Below are 17,734 nucleotides of genomic sequence, written 5' to 3'. Positions count from 1 at the left end.
GCCAACGAGGCGTTCCCGCCACGTACCTGGATACCTGTCATGTGCTCTCCTTGATGAGCTCCAAGACCTATTTCCGCCCGCAGTTCTTCGCCTCATCGTTACGGTGGCCGAACCCGCAGGTACAGGAGACCGGAACCTCAATCCAGATACTTCCTTGGCTTCCGTCGGGCCGTTCGACATCATCGCTGCCCTGCGATTCGATCGGCCCGGCGCCCTTGTCTACTGCATGCCCTTGGACTGCCGCGCTGCAGGCCCGACGTCCAGTGATCCGGGCCGCGCGGCACTGAATTTCGTAGCGACTCTGGCGCTTCCACTGAGCCTTAGCAGCGGCGGCCCCGGCGACGACAAGGGCTGGTAGTTACCCCAATGGGCGATTTCTTGTTGCGTAGTACTGGCCTGAGCTCTTACGGTCCACCGCTGGAGCGTGTCGGAAACTTGCAGGTTGCTGCAGCTGGCAGCACAGGTTTGGGCCTTCTTCGTGGGTACTTGGCCGTGGCAGTTTGTTGGTCATCTCCGGGCCTCGGGGGCCATGAATCGGAGATGCATTCATCAGCTATGGGGGTACTTCTGCATGTCCGCTCGCATGTCCAAACGCCGCGCGGCTGGTTCAGCCGCCGCAGCACTCCTGCTGTTCTCCACCGGATTGGCGGTGTTGCCGGCGCAGGCCGGAACGACCGCAGTCCTTACCGCACAACTAACCGGGCCTCGGCCGTCGGCGACTCGGATCCCGTTCTCGATTTCCGACAAGGTGTCAGCGTCGGTAGACGTCGGCACCGGCAATCTGCTGGTCACCACCAGCGATCTGGCGCTGCCGGGGATCCAGGGCGATCTACAGCTCGGGCTGACCTACAACAGCCTGCGGCTGGCGGCTGGTGCGGCCTTGCCGTCGGGATCTGCGGGCGCCGGCTGGGCGATGCGCCTGGGTCAGGACACCAAGCTGATCCTGAACACCGACAACTCCGTCCTCTTCCTGGCGCCTGAGGGTCGCGAGGGTCTGTTCCAGCCATTGACGTCCACGACGTACACGCCGCCGGCGGGGTTCAAGGTTGCGATGGTAAAGACCGCGTCGGGCTGGACAGTCACCGATCACTCGAGCAACACGGTGTCGACGTTCAACTCGTCTGGGACGTTGCTGTCGATCAAGGACCGCAACGGTCAGATCTCGACGTTCACCTACACCTCGAACAAGCTGTCCAAGGTCGTGTCCACCCGCGGCGGCACGGGTGCGAAGACAGCGAACTTCACCTGGTCAGGCAGCCTGGTCACGATCGCGCAGGCCGGCGACGACGGCACCCCACGCAGCGTCGGCTACACCTACACCGCCGGGAAGCTGACCAAGATCACCGACCCGACGGCGAAGACCACCCAGTTCGGGTACGACGCCACCACCGGTGATTTGAACCTGATCACCAACGGCAACGGCAAGCAGACCGCGATCGTCTACGACTCCTCCCACCGGGTGAAGAAGGTGACCCAGGAAAACCCGGCCGGTGGCGCCGCGACCCGGTTCACTTACTACTCCGCGAACGAGACCAACGTCGCCGACCCGAACAACACCGCGGCCAGCCCATCAGGTGGCCCGGAAACCCAGTACACGTTGAACGCCCAGGAATTGGTGACCGCGGCGGTCGACCCGCTCGGGAGAGGCCGTTCGAAAACCTTCACGCCGTTCAGCGATGTCGCGACCTCGACCAACGGCGCCGGCAGCGTCACCACGTTCGGGCACGACCCAGCCGTCAACGGCGGCGAGTCCCTGACCAGCGTCGCATCGCCGACCGGTGCGACCTCGACCGCGGCCTACGCCAACAGCGGCGCGGGAAAGTACCTGCCGTCCGGCGGCAAGGACAAGAACGGCAGCAACAGGCTGTTCACCTACGACGGCGCCGGCAACCAGCTCACCGCAGCCAACTCTTCGGCCACCACGACCTCAACGGTCGCCTACAACCCGGACGGGACGCTGGACACCTCCACCGACCCGCGGAACAACATCACCGACTACGGTCAAAACGTCGACCATCAGGTCACCGGGATCACTCCACCGACCGGGTCGAGCCTGGCCGCGATCGTGATCGCCTACGACGGGTTCGGGCGGCTGCAGGCGGTCCGCGATGGCCGTGGCCTGAAGACCACCTACGTCTACGACCGCGCCGACCGGATCAAGACGATCCTGTACTCCGACACCACCCCTGACGTCGCGTTCACCTATGACGGCGCCGGGAACGTGCTGACCCGCAGTGATGCCTCCGGTACCACGACGTTCACCTACGACGGCCAGAACCGGATCGCGTCCCGGACTGCGACCTCCGGCGGCGGGACGCTGGGCTACAGCTACGACAAGGCCGGGAACCTGACCAGCCTCACCGACGGCCGCGGCACTGTCGGCTACACCTACGACACCGCGAACCAGGTTACCGAGATGACGGCGGCGAACGGCCAGAAGACCGCGTTCGCCTACGACGACAACGGCAAGCGGACCGACACCTGGTTCAACACCAACACCGCCCACACGACCTTCGCGGCCCACACCAAGACCTTCTTCGACAAGTCCGGCCGGATCTCGCGCACCTGGACCTCGCGCGCCTCCAACGACGCCACGAAGACGTTCGACACCGGATTCTGCTACTCACCCTACGTGTCGGGCCAGGCATGCCCGTCCGCATCGGCCGCGACCGACACCGGCGTGATCCGCTGGTCGACCAACAACCTCAACGCAGCCCTGTCGACCTACGCCTACGACACGTCGAACCGGCTCACCGCCGTGTCGAACTACGGCGGTCACGACTACGCCTACACCTACGACAAGGCCGGAAACCGGCTCACCACTAAGGTCGACGGCGCCACCACGCAGACGCTGACCTATAACGCCGGCAACCAGATCTCCAACACCGGCTACACCCACGACGCAGCCGGGAACCGGACCGCAGACCCGACCCAAGGAACGTTCACCTACAACGCCGCCGGCCAGACCATCACCCGCACCAACGGGTCCAGCTCGAGCACCTATAGCTGGGGTGGCAACGATCAGAACGAGCTCGTCTCCACCACCACCGGCAGCAACAGCACCAGCTACGTCTACGGCCGCAGCGACCGCAACGGGGTCCCGACGGTGCAGTCGTTCACCAAGAACGGCCAGACTAGCTACATCGACTACGACCCCACCGGTTCACCCATCGCGCTGCACCGCTCCGGAGGAGCCAGCGACTACTACGTCCTCGACAACCAGGGCTCGCCGGTCGGGCTTGTCACCAACGCAGGCGCGATCTCAGCCAGCTACACCTACGACCCGGCCGGTAAGCAACTCGCGGCGACCGGCACCTCAGCGACCGCGAACCCGTTCCGCTACACCTGGGGACTACTCGACGAGCAAACCGGCTGGCTCAAGCACGGCGTCCGCTTCCACGACACCGCCACCGGAAACTGGACCGCCCAAGACCCACTCAGCCAACTACTTCAGCCCGACGCCGCCAGCCGCTATGCGTACGCTTCGGGCAACCCACGCAATTACGTTGACCCCACTGGCCGCGACAGCGAAGACGATGAAGATGACGACATCGGCGATTTTTTCGACGACATCGGTAGAGTGGGGGGTGGTATCGCCGTCACCATTGAGGGGCTCGCGTGCGGTGCTGGCGCAATCGGCGGCATTGGCGGGGGACCAGCTGGCATCGTCGCGGGGTGCGGTGCGCTGGCTACTGCGGCCTTCCCATATGCTGTAGCGGGTGGATTTGCTGGTGGACTCACTTACGCCATTGGATCGAGGGTATAAAATCTCAAAAACAATTCGGGCGTCGGCATTGGCGTGCATCCTTGTTGGATTCGCTGCCTTTGGAGCCCTCATGGGTAAATTCGATATTCCGCAAGGACAAGCAACACTATTGTCGATAGCTGCGGCACTCGCTGCTGGACCAGGAATTATTCTCTTGATTTCTACTGCACGTAAGGATTGACGGCGGAGTAAAATTCGGTCGAGTTCTAACGTCAGTGCAAGCGGAGCGGTCTGCCAGATCATTTCTGGCGGGCCGCTTGTCTGCTAGTGCAGGTACGTAGCGAGGTCATCAGCGCCCCCTCCGGTGGCTCGGATGGGGGTAGAGCAACAGCAACTGCTCCCTAGTAACGCTAGCGAGTCCAGGTGCCGATCAACCAGACCACCCCTGCAGCTCGCCACCTACGCGGGGCCGGCCGAGCACCTACGCCTGTTCGAGCGGGAGCTCGCGTGACGGCACCACCGACCAGGTGGCCGTTGCACCCCCAGCCCGGCCCACTGGAGTCGCTGTCGTCGTGGGTCGACCGGCTGGCCGACCGGACCGCGTCCGATCTCGGATTCGGCATCCCTCTGGTCGAGGTCTTCGCGAACCGCGAGTTCGAGCGGGCGACCTCGGGGTGGCGTCCGGAGCGGCTCCGGCCAGGCGCGTCACAGCCGATCGAAACGACGCGCCTGCGGTGGCTGGAGAAGTACCTGAAGTCGGTGCCGTCCGATGTCCATCAACGCCCGTGGGCGGGCTGACCCTTCCGCAGACAGCAGAAGGGTTTCAGGCAGCGTGTGTGGCTGCCTCAGACCCCTTCATGGTGTTGTAAGTGGAGTCAGCGTCGTGCGCGTGGGTTGTGTGCTCCTGCGGTCAGCCCTGAGGTGATGGTGCGTTCGGCTTCGGTCCTGGGCAGTCCGATCCGGCCGGCCGCTGAGATCAACTCGTCGCGGGTGCTGGCTTCGTCGAGCATGTCGGCACCGACCAGCGTCCCGAGCACGAACGCAGCAGAGTTCAGCGCATCGTTGCGGCGACCTTCTGTGGCGGCCAGCAGTTTGTCGAGCTCACCAGTTAACGCGGCCATCGCGTAGGCGTCGGTGTGGCGCTGCACCGGGCCTGGTGCGCGGTCTGGGCCGACCGGTTCGGGTGCGGTAAGCAGGGCTGTGATCCAGCCGGGTACGTCCTGCGGGGGCAGGGTGCCGGTCGCGGTGTAGCGCCGGTGGCCGATCACCGATCCCGCGCCGACGACGTACCCACCGTGGCCTCGGGTGTCGATCTTCCATCCGATCCGCCCCGCACTGTTGGGCAGCTCCCGGTCGGCGGGCTGCCGGAAGTACAGATGTTGGCCGCCCGAGCCGGTCTGCACGGTGTAGGTGGCCAGCACAGTCGCTCGGTGCTCGGCCGCGATCAACGCGAGCACCTCGGCACCGGTTGCCGCTCCTCGAGTCCCCCACTCCACTGGCGGCACATCATCGTCGTGCTTGGGCAGGTCCAGGTCGACGACCAGCAGACCGGACGGGCCGGTGGCGATGCCGATGTTGTACGGGGCCTGTTTCCATAACCTGGCGATCGTGCGGTGGTTGGTCGTCGCGGCGGCTTCCGGGTCGACGCCGGCCGCGGGCACTTTCCGGCCTGGCACCAACGGGAACACCTTGAGTCCCCGGTTCGCGTGCCAGTGCGCGGCCCGGCTGAGCCACTGGCGGACAGGATCGGTCACCGGCCGCGGGGACCGTCGACGACGCACAGAAGCGTTCACGGCTCGACCTCCTTGCGGATGGGGTGGACTCGCTCTGACCGGACCCGCTGCGGCGCCTCGTCGGTGTCGTCGTGTTCGCGCAGCTCGGCGTAGGCCCGGACACCGAACGAACCACGGTTCGGGTAGGTGCGGTTGCCGCCGGCCACCTCGTAGTGCTCATCCAGGAACGCGAACAGGCTCGCGATCTCACCGGGTTCTCCCGACAGTCGAAGCTTGATCGTCACCGGTCCACCCCCGAGATGGCAGCGAGGTCGCCGTTGAACAGCAGCAGCAACGGGCCACGATCGACGGCCAGTGAACCGGCGTCGTAGGACGGCGGAACACCGTCGTCGGGGCACTCGACGGTGACGGCGTACTGGCCGCCGGCCTCGTTCCCGAACAGCAGCCACGGCGTCGCATGCCGGTCGATCACCACCGCGACAGCGCTGCCGCTCAGGGTCCATTCGATCAGGGTCGTCACGTGCTCGACGGTCGTCAACACCGTGCCAGGCGGGATCGGGGTCGGCTCGTGCCCAGCCGCCCAGGTGCTGCCCAGTGCACACGGCCACTCGCTGCCACAGCCACGGCAGGTGCTGACGTAGGGCGCGGCAACCTCGCCAGGTGTGTTGGTCTCCATACGGGTCGGCTCCTCGGGTTGTCGCCGGTGTCAGGGATGGCGTAGTGGGCGAGTCCGGGGACGCGCAGGTGCGGCCAGTGACCACCGGACAGGAGACGGTCGGAGAAGCCACGTGACCAGTCCGGCTTGGTATCGCTTCCAGGCAACTGCGTGTTCTCGCGGGCGTGCTGGTAGAGCTGGCTGGCCACGCCGTCGCCCCAGCCTTCGGTCAAGGCACGATCCTCGGCACTATCGGGAACGAACTGAACCGACACCTGGAGCCGCTGGGGGTAGCGCCACGGTTCGCCGGCGCGCAGATGCTCCCACCGCGCCTGCACAACGGCGGTGAAACGGCTCTCGTACTCGGTCCGGTCGCGTTGCTCCAGTTCGGACAGGTGGTCGTGTACCTCGTCGAGCTGGGCGAGTTGATCCAGGGTCAGTCGGTCGCGGTTCGGTGTCCAGCGGTCACCGAACAGCAGCTGCCCGATGTGATTCAGACTGGCTTCGGTAGGTTTCGTGCAGTCCGAGGTCGTCGAGCTCGTAGAGGCTGCTGGCCACGATCTCGATCGGTTCGGTGCGGTAGGTCAACAGGTAGTCGTCGTCTTCACCGACGGTGCTGTGTAGCAGACCGGTCACGCCTGAGGCTTCCCACGACCCGGAGCGTGCACTGACCACGGCCGATGTGCCGCCGAGGTTCGCCGCGACGGTCGCAAGTACGTGGGTGATGAACTCGGCTCCGTCGCCGGGCCGCTGGTCGTTGTTGATAGCACGGACCGCGCGGGTAACCGTGGAAGACGAGTGCGTGGTCGAAAATGTCGTCCAACGCCGCGGTGATCTGATCAGCGTCCACAGGCAGAATCTTCTCGTACCCGCAGGTGGGAGAGAATCAAGGTGTGAAGAAGCCCGAGACCGATCCTGTGATCGCGCGGAACCGCAAGGCTGCTCATGACTACCACCTGGGTGAGACCTGGGAGGCGGGGATCGTGTTGCAGGGCATGGAGGTCAAGGCGCTGCGGGCCGGGCGGGCGTCGCTGATCGGCGGGTTCGCCCAGGTCGAGAACCGGGAGCTCTGGCTGCACGCGGTACACATTCCGCAGTACGCGCAGGCTCGGTGGTTCAACGACGGGTCGCGGCGGAAGCGGAAGTTGCTGCTGCACCGGGCGGAGATCGACAAGATCGAGCGCAAGGTCAACGAGGGTGCGTTGACGATCGTCCCGCTGACGCTCTACTTCAAGGACGGTCGGGCGAAGGTGGAGATCGCTCTCGCGCGCGGCAAGAAGACGTGGGACAAACGGCACGCGCTGGCGGAGCGCGAGGCGACCCGCGAGGTCGAGCGGGCAGTCAGCCGCCGGCGCAAGGGGCGGCCGGACTGACGCTGCGGTTCAGAGGGCGACGCGGAGTTGGCGTGCGTCGGCGCGGACGTAGGCGAGGATCTGGGTGAGGACCTCGCGGAAGCGGGTGACGTCCTCAACTGGACCTGCCTCGGTCAGGCCGCCATCCGGGTCGACATCCGCACCGGCTACGCAGGCGGTGAACCGATAGGTCATGGCATGTTTTCTATCAGCGCGTTTCACCGGGCCGGGGAAGCGATCGACAGTTGGCTGGGGATGGCTGATGATCGGGGCGTGGAGGCTGGGCTTTCGGCGGTGGAGTGGGCGGAGCGACAGGTTGCGGAGGTGCGGGATCGACCGCAGGCTCGACTGGAACTGATCGGCCGGACCTACCGCGGACCGACCGGGTGGGCGCCGCAGCATCTGCCGTTTCGGCGGTCGGCGATGAGCTTCGTGCGGTGGCAGATCAGGCGTGGGGTGCTTGCCCCGTTGGACGCTGAGCTGCCGGGGAGCCCGTGGTGGCGCGCGGTCAATGAACGCTTGCTCCGCGACGGCTGCGAGGCGGTCGCGCGGAGCGGCGGGCTGGGCGGCGAACCATCGGCGCACAGCGTGGTGCTGTGGATGGCGTTCGTCGGGGATCCAACCGCGCTCACGTGGTACCGCGCCCACAACGCCAGCATCGTCTCGGCGTACCTCGAAAGTCGTGGGCTGGCGGAGGCGGAGAACCGCCCCGAGAGATTCTTCCTGAACGTCGTACTGCTGCGAGTGCTCTACGCGCATGCCCTAGTCACCGCACCGCGCCTCGCCCTCGGCCGCCTCGCCCCGCTGGGCCCGCTGCTCGGCGACCCCCGACTCTGGATCCCAGGCGTCTTCGTCTCACTCTCTCGAGTGCTCCCCGACCGCTACCCGTTAGATGGAGAGGTCACCGAGTACGTCGCCGACGAACGCCACCTCGGCCAACTCCTGGACTACGGCCTGATCCGCCCCAGACTCCAACAGCTCTATGAGTGGTCGGCCAAAGACCTGGCCGAGCCGGCCCTACTCGACTGCATCCGCGACGGCTCCCCGACGTACGCCTGTCCTACGAGGACCGCGACATCTGGCACCCAACACACCGCCAGGTCGTAGTCCGAGCGATCGAACGAATCGCCCCGCCCACAAGCTGATCCAGCCGCACCAGGTGAGGTGACTCTGTCTGTCTTGTAGCTTCACTTGATGAATTCCGAGCCCGAAGCACGAGGCCACTGGGGACGAAGATGACCTATTTGCTGCAGGCGCGGTCGACCGGGCGGGACTTGTGGGTGGTGCCGGACCATCCCGGTATGCCGTCTCTCGGTCCGTGGCGGCACCGGTCTGGTGGGCTGGTCAGCGAACTGGTCGCCGACGGTGAAGTGGACCGGCTCGGGTTCACGCCGCGCTTCAAGCGCACTGGTCGTGGGCAGCGGGTCGGTGATCTGATCTGGACCACGGGGGACTTCGCGAAGATCGCTTCGCTGCGGTTCGTGCGAGTGCTCGAGGAGATCGGCGCGACGGGGTTCCGGACGTTCCCGGTCGACGTGGTGGCTGGAGATGGCAGCCCGCTGGGCGAGTTCGTCGGCCTCGCCGTGCTGGACGGCGATGAGAGCCACGATCTCCGCTTCTCCAACGGTGTTCAGTTCTGGGAGTTCGCAGCCAGTGACCGGGTGGTCGAGGCCTTGCGCGAGCGCGGAGTTACCGAGCTTTCGATCTCTTCCGCCTGAGCGGATGGTTGCGCTGGCTGAAGGCGGGAGCATGCCCGAAAACCAGGGGATGCTCCCGTTCAGCTACGTCGGAATCAGCGGCCGGTGGCTTCGCCGAACTTTTCGGTTGCCTGGTCGGTGAGGCCCTCGGTGGGGAGGTCGACGCCGGTAGTTTCGGTGACCTGGTCGCCGAAGGCGTTGGCGTGGTCCTGGGCGGCGTCGGCGTGGCCCTGGGCGGTTTCGGCGAGGCCGTCGGTGGCTTCGGTGGCCTGGTCGGTGACGTTGCCGAGGTCTACGCCGGTGGTTTCGGCGAGTTTGTCGGTGGCGCCGGACAGGTCGATGCCGGTGGCCTCGGAGACCTTCTCGGAGGCGCCGGAGAGAAGCTCGGTGGCTTTGTCTTTGAGCTGGTCGAAGATGCCCATGCGGGGAGAACCCTTCAGTCATTGGTGGCTAGGAGGGAATCACCCAGCGTAACAAGCTGATCCAAAACAGCGGGGCCTTGGGTGGCGAGCGTTCGCGATATATCGTTGGATTATCGTGATGGCTCGGTGAGGAGTGGTTGGGATGACTGGTTCGGCGTACGCGGGTGGATGGCAGGGGTTCGGGCGGTTCGACTGCACCGGATTCGAGCAGTTGAAGGAAGAGTTGCGGGCGGCGATGACCGGGCGGAAGGGTGCGCGCGGGTTCCAGCACGGCGGGCATCCGTTCGGCGGGCCAGGTGGGCAGAGAGGTCCGGGTGGGCAGGGGCCGTTCGGGGCCTGGGGGTTCGGCGGGCCGCCGTGGGCCGGTGGAAGGAACTTCCGCGCGCCGAAGGCTCGGCGGGGTGACATCCGGGCGGCGATTCTCGCGGTGCTCGCGGAGCAGCCGATGAACGGGTACCAGATCATCCAGGAAGTGGTGGAACGCAGCGGCGGCGCCTGGAAGCCCAGCCCTGGTTCGATTTATCCGACCTTGCAGCAGCTCGAGGACGAGGGGCTGGTGACGGCGGACGCGGCCAGTGGACGGCGGACGTTCACGCTGACCGACGAGGGCCGGGCCTACGTCACCGCGCACGCCGACGAGATGTCGGCGCCGTGGGAGGCGATGACCGCTCAGGACGACGACGAGAACGGGCTCAAACCGATCCTCGGGCAGGTCGCGACCGCGATGTGGCAGATCATGGCCGCCGGGTCGCCCGAGCAGCAGGCGAAGGCTCGCGAGGCCGTGATCACCTTGCGCCGCACGCTCTACACGATCCTGGCCGACGATGACGACACCGAGAACGAAGCCGGCCGGGCCGACTCATGAACGACCAGCTACCGCTCCGAAGTACGTCGCTGCGGATCGGTGACGCCGAACGCGACCAGGCCGTCTCCTTACTAGGCGAGCATTTCGTGGCCGGCCGGCTGACCCAGGACGAGTTCGAGGAGCGCAGCGACCAGGCCACCAAGGCCCGGTACGCCGATGAGGTCGAGCTCCTGTTCGCGGATCTCCCCGACACGGAAACGCAGCTGAGCCAGGCAGCCTGGCCACCGGGCCGGGCGCCGTGGGCGCAAGGGCGGCATCCAGACCGGCATCCAGCGCGGTATCAACGACAGGGAGCCGGTCGCGTCGCCAGGGGCGGTCCCCCGCCCCGGTTCGTCTGGATCCTGCCGATCATGATGGTCGGCCTCGTCGTCACCTCCGTGGTGCTGACCGCGCCCTGGCTGCTGTGGATGATGTTCTGGTTCGCCATCCTCAGCGGCCCGATCCGGCACCGCCGCTGGCAGGGACCGGGGCACCAACGCCGCTAGGAGCACCTGGCTAGGCTCTGCCAGATGAGCTCCAGGAAACCGCGCCGGGCGCTGCGCGCGCTGATCGTCATCTTGCTGATCCTGGTCGGCCTCGGCATCGCGGCCGACCGGGTCGGCGAGTCGCTGGCCGAGGACCGGCTGGCGACGTCGGCGGCCGTCGAAGCAGCGCAGTACGACGTCCGCGCGGCTGACACGTCGGTGGAGATCGGCGGCTTCGGATTCCTGCCGCAGGTGGCCCGGAGTGAGTTCGAGAAGGTCACGTTGACCATGCGCGAGCCCACCATCGAGAACATCCCGGCCGAGAACCTGACCGTGGAGATGCACAACATCCACGTACCGCGGCAGGCGCTGACCGGTGACCGCAGCGCGGTCGTCACGGTGGAGAAGGCCGATCTCAACCTCCGCCTCGCCCCGGCCGGTCTGCTCAAGCTGACCACCAACCCGCGCGGGATCGACGCGCTGAAGTTCCAGATCGTCGACGGGAAACTGATCGCGCGGGTGACCGTGCGAGGCCTGGACGCCTCCGCCGCGATCCAGCCCGTCCCCGTCAACGGCAAGATCGGTTTCGTGGTCGACCGGTCCGTCCTGGACAACATTCCGGAGCGGCTCCGCAGTCTGGTCAGCTCCGCGCTCGCCCGCGGCATCGCCGTACCGGAGTTGCCGTTCAAGGCACAGTTGCAGCGGATCAGCGTCGAGGGTCAGACCCTCGTCCTCACCGCGACCGCCGCGGATCTCAAGCTCTGACGCGCTTGGCCAACGTCTCGATGGCCGCCGCGACCTCGACCGGGTTGGAGATCGGCGTCAGGTGATTGGTGCCGGGGATGATCGTGGCGGCCGGCGCGCCGACGCGGGTCGCCGTCTCCACCGCGTTGCCGCCCTGCGTGTCGTACTCGCCGAACACAACTGACGCAGGAACCCGTACGTCGCGCAACAACGCCAACCGCTCAGCCGGTACTGCGGGAATCCCGCCCGTCATCTCCCACACCGCCTTCTCGGCCCCCGGCTGCCGGAACGGCCGGACCCACTCGTCGACCACCGGCGCCGGGCAACTCGGCCCACAGGTCTCCTTGTAGATCCGCTTGATCAGCCAGTCGGAGCCGAGCGCCATCCGGAACAGCGTCGTCCGGTACGGCGGAACCACCAGGTTCTGCACCCACGATCCACCCTCGTCAGGCAGCGGCAGCCCGTCCCCGTCGAGGAACATCAGCCCACCGATCCGCCCAGGCGCCTCCAGCGTCGCCTCAGCCGCGATCCCGGCGCCGAGCGAGTGTCCGACCAGCATCGGCCGTGGTTGCCCGGGGCCACCAAGATGCATGGCGTCCAGGAACCCCAGCAGTTGCGCCGCGAGGTGCTCGACGGAGTACGGCGCCTTGCGCTCGCTGTACCCGTACCCCGTGATGTCGTACGCGTAGACCCGATGCCCCGCCAGCAGCGGCACCAGCCGCGACCAGGTGCCCACCGACTCCACCGAGCCGTGCACCAGCACCACCGGCGTACCGGTGGTCCCCCAGGTCTCGTACCGCGTGTTGACGTCACCCGCCTGCACGTACTTCAACCCCGGTGGAGGCGCCGCCGTACCGCCGGTGAAGGCGTTGTACCCCAGCGAACCCGCCGTGACGACCAGCCAGCACACGACGATCACGAGCAGAGCCCGCCGTAGGAAGCGTTTCACCGGCCAAGTCTGACCGATGCAACCGCCTGCCGCCTTCCGAACCACCGCAGCAGGGGTGATGCTGAGCGAATGGGGATTGTGGGACGGAGGCGGGAGCTCGCCGCGCTGCGCGAGTGGCTGAGTCAGGCACAGGCCGGTCGGGGCCGGTAGTGCTCTGCAGCGGCGAGGCGGGGATCGGGAAGACTCGACTGGCCCAGGAGTTCGCGGGGAGCGCGCTGGCAGCGGGTGCGACGGTGGTGTGGGGCCGCTGCGTCGAGGACGAGGGTGCACCCGCCTACTGGCCGTGGCGCCAGGTACTACGCGGCCTGCAGGCCGACGACGTACTGACCACAGAGGCGACCGGCGACCGCTACCGCCTGTACGAAGCCGTCACCGCAGCCATCGCCGCAGCCGCCGGCCCGCAAGGCCTGGTGATCCTGCTGGACGACATCCACCGCGCCGACGAGTCCTCCCTGGCGGTACTACGTCATCTGGCGAGCCAACTCACCCACTACCGGGTCCTGGTCGTAGCAACCTCCCGCCCCAACGAACCCGGCAGCACTCGCCTACCTGCCGAACTCCACCAAGCAGAACGCCTCGAGCTGCAACGCCTCGACCTCGACGCCGTCCGCGAACAGTTGCCAACAGCAACATCAGAGCAGCTCGACCACATCTTCCAGGTCACCGGCGGCAACCCGCTGTTCGTGACCGAGATAGCGCGCGCCATCGCCGACGGCTCCTGGCGCCCCGACCACCCACCCAGGTCCGTGCTGGACATCGTCGGCAGCAGACTCGAACGAGCCACTCCAGACTGCCGCCGACTGGTACAAGCAGCAGCGATCGTCGGCCGGGAGTTCCAGCTAGCCACAGTGGCCGCAGTACTGAAAGTTGAAGTCGAGCACTGCCTCCCGCTGGTCGACGAAGCCGTCGCATTCGGCTTCCTGGACCAACTCGGCCGCTTCACCCATGCACTCACCCGCGACGCGGTGGCAGCCTCACTCAGTACTACGGAACGCGCCGCCCTGCATCGCAAGGTCGCCGAGGCGCTGGCGCATCAGCACGCCGACGACCCGACCGAGCATCTTGCGGAGATCGCCCGGCACTGGACCCAGCTCGCGCCGTACGGCGAAGGCGCGACGGCGCAAAGGTGGTTGATACTGGCTGCCGACGAAGCCGTCCGGCGACTTGCCTACGAGGAAGGCGTGCGGCTCTACCAAGCCGCGGCAGCCATCGCACCGACAGCACCCGCAGAACGTTGCGCTAGGCAAGTTTCACTGGGCCGCGCGGCCTACCTGGCCGGTGATCTGCAGACCTGCGTCAAGGCCGCGGTCGAGGCAGCAGCGGCCGCGCAGAGTCCCGAACAGAAGGCCGAGGCAGCGTTGATCCTGGAAGCCGTTCCGGATCCAGGCATCAACACCACCGCCAAGCGGCTCTGCGAGGAGGCGATGACCGAGGCAGTCAGCGATGCGACGCGAGCGAGGTTGCTGGCCCAGCGCAGTCATCTCGCCTTCTACGACGGTGATCAGGTCCGGGTCGACAGCCTCAGCCGGGAAGCACTCGAACTGGCCCGTCGGACAGAAGACGACCAAGCTCTGGCGGATGCGCTCCATGCCAGACAGGAGGCTTGCCCGGGCCCGGCAGGTCGCGCCGAGCGGCTGGCGCTGGCCACCGAGATGCTCGCACTCGCCCGACGTACCGGCAGTCCGCGCTCCGCGATGTGGGGCGAGCTCTGGCGCCTCGACGCCCTGATCGAGAGCGGCAGCCTCGCCGCCGCAGCCGAGGAACTGCCCGCGCTCAAGGTCGCCGTCGACCGGGTCGGCGGCCCGGTCAGCGCCTGGCACCACGATCGCGTCGCCGCCTGCGTCGCCCAGGCCCGAGGCCGGTACGCCGAAGCCGCTGCTCTCGGCCGACGCGGATTCGAGCGGATGCGAGTGATCGAGCCAGCACCTGCCAACGGCGCGCATTTCGCCCTGCAGGCAGCCCTGGCCGGGCACGTCGGGGTCAGCAGCGAGCTCGTCAAGCAGGCCTTCGAGCCACCGCCCCGCTTCGCGACCATGGCGCACCTGTCCCGGGCCTACCTCCAGACCTGCCTTGGCCTCGTCGACGAGGCCGCTGCGTCGTACCGGCGGGCAGGGCCGCTGGAGAGCTGGTCACTGCCAGCCTTCTTCGTCCTGCCCGGCTATGTGTACGCCGCACTCGCCTGCGCCGGCATAGGTCGGCATGACGATCTCCAGGAGCTCCTAAGCCGCCTGGAGCCGTACCGAGGTGAGCACGCGATCGGCGCCGGGGTGGCTTACATGGGTCCAGTCGAGCTGACTCTGGGCCGCGGTGCCGCAGTACTCGGTCGGCTGGACCAGGCGATCGAGGACCTGACCACTGCAGTCCAGCGAGCTGACCGGGCGGGGGCGACCGGGTTCGTCGCCGAAGCGCAGTACCACTTGGCCCGGGCGCTAGGCGATCGCAACCAGCCTGGCGATCGCGCGCAGGCCGAGTCGCACGCGCAGGACGCAGTACGGCTGGCTCGGTCGCTGGGGATGACGGCCTATCTCAGCCAGCCGGCAACGCAGACCGGGTTGAGCGCGCGAGAGACGGAGGTCGCCGTACTGGTCGCCGACGGCCTGACCAACCGGCAGATCGCCACCCGGCTGGTCCTGTCCGAGCGCACCGCGCAGAACCACGTCCAGCACATCCTCACCAAGCTCGGCTTCACCACCCGCAGCCAGATCGCCGCCTGGGCGACGCGGGAGCAGTTGAGTACCCGCATGAGTGATTCGGCGGATTCGCGGTCGCCGGCCGGCTCCTAGCGTCATTCGTGTGGCCGGGAACCGGTCGCCCGAGCAGAGGAGCCAGTCATGCAATGGATCGCGATCGCCACTCCGCCGTACGACTCGATCGACCAGTTCGACCGGGTGATGGACAACCTCGGCGCCGAGCCCGACGGCCTGCAGGCCCGGTACGCCGGAGCGGCGCCGGACGGCCTGCGGATCGTCATGCTGTGGGAGTCGAAGGACCACGCCGACCGTTTCTTCACCGAGCGTCTCGGCCCGGCGCTGGCCAAGGCGCTCGGCCCCGAGCCGGCCGGTACGCCCACCGTCGTCGGGATCGACGTGGCCCGCAGCTACACCCGCTGAGTCAATCGGCCAAGCCGTTGGAGAACAGCATCGCGGTGGTGCCGGCGTCGACGTACAACTCGACGCCGGTGATCGCCCGCGCCTCGGCCGACAGCAGGAAGGCCACCGCGTTCCCGATGTCGCTCGCCTCGACGGCGTTCGGCAGCATCTGCCGGCTGGCGACGAACTCGTCGAGCAGGTGCTCGTTGCCCCGACTCTCGACTGCCCCAGGGTGCACGATGTTGCAGCGAATCCCCTGCCGCCCGTAGTCCCGCGCAGTACCCCGGGTCAACGCGGCCAGCGCCGCCTTCGTCCCGGCGTACAGGGTGAAGGTCTCGGCCGCTCCTGCCGCATGCACCGACCCGATGTTGACGATGCTGCCGCCACCACCTTCGAGCATCACCGGCAGCACCTCTTTGATGCAGCTCCACGGCCCGCGGTAGTTGATCGCATGCACCCGATCGAACTCCTCCGGACTCGCCCCGGCCCCAGGCCCCCGCGACCCGACCCCAGCGCTGTTCACCAGCCCGTCGATCCGCCCGAACTCCGCCACCACCGAAGCCACCAACTCGCGCACCGACTCACCATCAGTGACCTCGAGACCCCGAGCCACCGCGACCCCACCCGCCGCTTGTACTTCGTCAGCCACCGCCGTGGCCGCCGCCAGATCCTGGTCCGCGACCACTACGGTCCAGCCCTTCGAACCCAGCGCACGACAGATCCCACCACCGATCCGGACACCGCCGCCACCGGTGACAATGCAAACCTTCACCCGTCATCCCTTCACCGTTGTTGCCCTCATCCTCCGGGACACCACCGGCAGCAAGATCACTGGGCGCGGCATCCTGGGCAGAGGCGAGGTTTCCGGCCGCGGACGCGCAACCGCTCGAAGCTCGATCCACAGTCGACGCAGACGAGCACCTCGAACTCCGCTGAGCCGGCTCCCAGGACAGCGGCAACTGCCGGCGCAGGCTGACCGACGACAGCAGTTGGCACCGGAGCCTTCGCCGGCTTCGCCCGCTGAACGACTGCCAACTTCTGCTCAGCACGGTTGCGCCGCTTGAGAAGGTCCTCGACCGCATCCTCACGTGCGGCATCAGCGCCGTACAGGCTCAAGCCTCGATCGGCCCACTCCAGACAGGCTTGCCAGTCCTTCTTCTTCTGCTGCCGGATCGCCATCTGCCGATAGGTCTCCAGCAGCGGCACCTTGTCCCACTTGGCCCGGAACGCCTGGCAGATGACTTCCATCTCCGCATCGTGCTGCCGGCAGGCCTGGTCGAACTCGTCGAGCGCGGATTCGTACAGGTCCCGGCATCGATAGAGCCGGGTCTCGAGTTCGGCGAACTGAAAGTGCCGGTCGATCGGGTCCGGATCAACCGCGAGGAGTTCCCTCAGCATCGCGATCGCGGCGCGATCGCCATCCGGCAGTTCGTCGTACCAGGACAGGTCGTAGGAGTCGTCCTCGGCATCGGTCAGCCAGGCCTCGCTGAAGCCGGTACGCATCGTCGCTGCCGCGGGCGTTCGGGCTCGCAGGGTGCCGCGACCTGGCGGTTGCCCGCCGAACTGGACGGGATCATGGTCGAGCCACACACCGAGCCGCCCCGGCCCATCCGCCCGCAGGCCGCCCCCGACGATGACGCCTTCCAGCGCGATCCACGCGTCGTGCTCGGCCATCAACCTGTTGACCGCTGGGCAGTAGACGGCGGCGGTCTGCCGATCCAGATAGCCGACGACGCGGTTGTCGATGTAGACCGCGATCGCGTTCTGGTCATGGATGTTCTCGGGCTCGGGAACCAGCACGGCGGTGATCCGATGGCGAACACGGTCCGGGCTGGTGCCGCCACAACTCGCCCAGAGCGCGGCCTGGTAGTTGATTTCCCCGACGACCTCGAGATCCTCGTCGCCCGACAGTTGATGCGTGCGGGTAGGTCGTACCTTCGCGGCGGGCACGCTTTCCGGTGCCCGCCGCCCCAACAAACGATCGATCAGCCCCATCGTCCCGCTCCCCCTCGTCGTGCTTGAGGTGGGTCAACGTAGTGCGTGCGGATGCCGGGGTAA

Annotated in this window: 19 protein-coding genes; 10 read left to right on the top strand and 9 right to left on the bottom strand. The window is 67.2% G+C overall.

Annotated features, from left to right (window positions below; translation table 11 throughout):
- The first annotated feature begins 571 nt into the window (after positions 1-571).
- Together AB0P21_RS20540 and AB0P21_RS20535 are read left to right on the top strand one after the other, a co-directional pair.
- Entirely contained in the window at positions 572-3,766 is a 3,195-nt protein-coding gene (locus AB0P21_RS20540) for an RHS repeat-associated core domain-containing protein (RefSeq protein ID WP_363698709.1), read from the top strand.
- A gap of 447 nt (positions 3,767-4,213) precedes the next feature.
- A complete protein-coding gene (locus tag AB0P21_RS20535; RefSeq protein WP_363698708.1) occupies positions 4,214-4,504 on the top strand; it encodes a hypothetical protein in 291 nt (96 codons plus the stop codon).
- Positions 4,505-4,581: 77 nt separating this feature from the next.
- Here AB0P21_RS20535 and AB0P21_RS20530 read toward each other — a convergent pair whose 3' ends face one another.
- The 4 genes from AB0P21_RS20530 to AB0P21_RS20515 all read right to left on the bottom strand — a co-directional run bounded on the left by AB0P21_RS20530 (position 4,582) and on the right by AB0P21_RS20515 (position 6,730).
- Complete coding sequence (locus AB0P21_RS20530; RefSeq protein WP_363698707.1) at positions 4,582-5,499, bottom strand: bifunctional DNA primase/polymerase; 918 nt, start codon at positions 5,497-5,499, stop codon at positions 4,582-4,584.
- Positions 5,496-5,723 carry a hypothetical protein gene (locus tag AB0P21_RS20525; RefSeq protein ID WP_363698706.1) on the bottom strand — a complete coding sequence of 76 codons (228 nt, stop codon included), beginning with the start codon at positions 5,721-5,723 and terminating at the stop codon, positions 5,496-5,498. The genes AB0P21_RS20530 and AB0P21_RS20525 overlap by 4 nt, the downstream gene beginning before the upstream one ends.
- On the bottom strand, positions 5,720-6,115 hold the full coding sequence (locus AB0P21_RS20520; RefSeq protein ID WP_363698705.1) for a hypothetical protein: 396 nt from the start codon (positions 6,113-6,115) through the stop codon (positions 5,720-5,722). The genes AB0P21_RS20525 and AB0P21_RS20520 overlap by 4 nt, the downstream gene beginning before the upstream one ends.
- A 444-nt stretch (positions 6,116-6,559) precedes the next feature.
- Entirely contained in the window at positions 6,560-6,730 is a 171-nt protein-coding gene (locus AB0P21_RS20515; protein WP_363698704.1) for a hypothetical protein, read from the bottom strand.
- A 257-nt stretch (positions 6,731-6,987) separates the two neighbouring features.
- On the opposite strand from AB0P21_RS20515, the gene smpB reads away from it, so the two are divergent.
- On the top strand, positions 6,988-7,467 hold the full coding sequence (gene smpB / locus AB0P21_RS20510) for an SsrA-binding protein SmpB (RefSeq protein WP_363698703.1): 480 nt from the start codon (positions 6,988-6,990) through the stop codon (positions 7,465-7,467).
- Between the two features lie 9 nt (positions 7,468-7,476).
- Here the strand turns inward: smpB and AB0P21_RS20505 are convergent, their stop codons facing one another.
- The gene (locus AB0P21_RS20505) at positions 7,477-7,641 is read right to left on the bottom strand and encodes a hypothetical protein (protein WP_363698702.1); all 165 of its coding nucleotides are present in this window, start codon (positions 7,639-7,641) and stop codon (positions 7,477-7,479) included.
- A 129-nt stretch (positions 7,642-7,770) separates the two neighbouring features.
- On the opposite strand from AB0P21_RS20505, the gene AB0P21_RS20500 reads away from it, so the two are divergent.
- Positions 7,771-8,553 carry a hypothetical protein gene (locus tag AB0P21_RS20500; RefSeq protein ID WP_363698701.1) on the top strand — a complete coding sequence of 261 codons (783 nt, stop codon included), beginning with the start codon at positions 7,771-7,773 and terminating at the stop codon, positions 8,551-8,553.
- A 128-nt stretch (positions 8,554-8,681) separates the two neighbouring features.
- On the top strand, positions 8,682-9,164 hold the full coding sequence (locus AB0P21_RS20495; protein ID WP_363698700.1) for a hypothetical protein: 483 nt from the start codon (positions 8,682-8,684) through the stop codon (positions 9,162-9,164).
- Between the two features lie 74 nt (positions 9,165-9,238).
- On the opposite strand, the gene AB0P21_RS20490 is transcribed toward AB0P21_RS20495, so the two are convergent.
- A complete protein-coding gene (locus tag AB0P21_RS20490) occupies positions 9,239-9,565 on the bottom strand; it encodes a hypothetical protein (RefSeq protein WP_363698699.1) in 327 nt (108 codons plus the stop codon).
- Positions 9,566-9,707: 142 nt separating this feature from the next.
- Between AB0P21_RS20490 and AB0P21_RS20485 the strand changes: the two genes are divergently transcribed.
- The 3 genes from AB0P21_RS20485 to AB0P21_RS20475 are packed head-to-tail and all read left to right on the top strand — an operon-like array spanning position 9,708 to position 11,659.
- Positions 9,708-10,430, top strand: a complete 723-nt coding sequence (locus AB0P21_RS20485) for a PadR family transcriptional regulator (protein ID WP_363698698.1) — start codon at positions 9,708-9,710, stop codon at positions 10,428-10,430.
- On the top strand, positions 10,427-10,915 hold the full coding sequence (locus tag AB0P21_RS20480) for a DUF1707 domain-containing protein (RefSeq protein ID WP_363698697.1): 489 nt from the start codon (positions 10,427-10,429) through the stop codon (positions 10,913-10,915). The genes AB0P21_RS20485 and AB0P21_RS20480 overlap by 4 nt, the downstream gene beginning before the upstream one ends.
- A 24-nt stretch (positions 10,916-10,939) precedes the next feature.
- Complete coding sequence (locus AB0P21_RS20475; RefSeq protein WP_363698696.1) at positions 10,940-11,659, top strand: DUF2993 domain-containing protein; 720 nt, start codon at positions 10,940-10,942, stop codon at positions 11,657-11,659.
- Here the strand turns inward: AB0P21_RS20475 and AB0P21_RS20470 are convergent.
- Positions 11,649-12,587 (bottom strand): alpha/beta hydrolase, encoded by a 939-nt coding sequence (locus AB0P21_RS20470; protein ID WP_363698695.1) that lies wholly within the window; start codon positions 12,585-12,587, stop codon positions 11,649-11,651. The genes AB0P21_RS20475 and AB0P21_RS20470 overlap by 11 nt on opposite strands.
- A gap of 113 nt (positions 12,588-12,700) precedes the next feature.
- On the opposite strand from AB0P21_RS20470, the gene AB0P21_RS20465 reads away from it, so the two are divergent.
- Positions 12,701-15,370 (top strand): AAA family ATPase, encoded by a 2,670-nt coding sequence (locus AB0P21_RS20465; protein ID WP_363698694.1) that lies wholly within the window; start codon positions 12,701-12,703, stop codon positions 15,368-15,370.
- A 48-nt stretch (positions 15,371-15,418) separates the two neighbouring features.
- Complete coding sequence (locus AB0P21_RS20460; protein WP_363698693.1) at positions 15,419-15,697, top strand: hypothetical protein; 279 nt, start codon at positions 15,419-15,421, stop codon at positions 15,695-15,697.
- Position 15,698: 1 nt separating this feature from the next.
- Here the strand turns inward: AB0P21_RS20460 and AB0P21_RS20455 are convergent, their stop codons facing one another.
- Together AB0P21_RS20455 and AB0P21_RS20450 are read right to left on the bottom strand one after the other, a co-directional pair.
- Entirely contained in the window at positions 15,699-16,448 is a 750-nt protein-coding gene (locus tag AB0P21_RS20455) for an SDR family oxidoreductase (RefSeq protein ID WP_363698692.1), read from the bottom strand.
- Positions 16,449-16,504: 56 nt separating this feature from the next.
- Positions 16,505-17,671: an HIRAN domain-containing protein gene (locus tag AB0P21_RS20450; RefSeq protein WP_363698691.1), complete on the bottom strand. Its 1,167-nt coding sequence runs from the start codon at positions 17,669-17,671 to the stop codon at positions 16,505-16,507.
- Positions 17,672-17,734 lie beyond the last annotated feature (63 nt).

It is taken from the genome of Kribbella sp. NPDC056861, from assembly GCF_040687575.1.
In the GTDB taxonomy this organism is placed as follows: Bacteria; Actinomycetota; Actinomycetes; order Propionibacteriales; family Kribbellaceae; genus Kribbella.
Note: the sequence above shows the minus strand (reverse complement) of the source record. Positions and strands in the feature narration are given on the sequence as shown.

Coding starts and splice junctions, on each gene's coding strand:
- AB0P21_RS20540 (WP_363698709.1), top strand. CDS start 572: ATGTCCGCTCGCATGTCCAAACGCCGCGCGGCTGGTTCAGCCGCCGCA.
- AB0P21_RS20520 (WP_363698705.1), bottom strand. CDS start 6,115: ATGGAGACCAACACACCTGGCGAGGTTGCCGCGCCCTACGTCAGCACC.
- AB0P21_RS20505 (WP_363698702.1), bottom strand. CDS start 7,641: ATGACCTATCGGTTCACCGCCTGCGTAGCCGGTGCGGATGTCGACCCG.
- AB0P21_RS20495 (WP_363698700.1), top strand. CDS start 8,682: ATGACCTATTTGCTGCAGGCGCGGTCGACCGGGCGGGACTTGTGGGTG.
- AB0P21_RS20490 (WP_363698699.1), bottom strand. CDS start 9,565: ATGGGCATCTTCGACCAGCTCAAAGACAAAGCCACCGAGCTTCTCTCC.
- AB0P21_RS20485 (WP_363698698.1), top strand. CDS start 9,708: ATGACTGGTTCGGCGTACGCGGGTGGATGGCAGGGGTTCGGGCGGTTC.
- AB0P21_RS20480 (WP_363698697.1), top strand. CDS start 10,427: ATGAACGACCAGCTACCGCTCCGAAGTACGTCGCTGCGGATCGGTGAC.
- AB0P21_RS20475 (WP_363698696.1), top strand. CDS start 10,940: ATGAGCTCCAGGAAACCGCGCCGGGCGCTGCGCGCGCTGATCGTCATC.
- AB0P21_RS20460 (WP_363698693.1), top strand. CDS start 15,419: ATGCAATGGATCGCGATCGCCACTCCGCCGTACGACTCGATCGACCAG.
- AB0P21_RS20450 (WP_363698691.1), bottom strand. CDS start 17,671: ATGGGGCTGATCGATCGTTTGTTGGGGCGGCGGGCACCGGAAAGCGTG.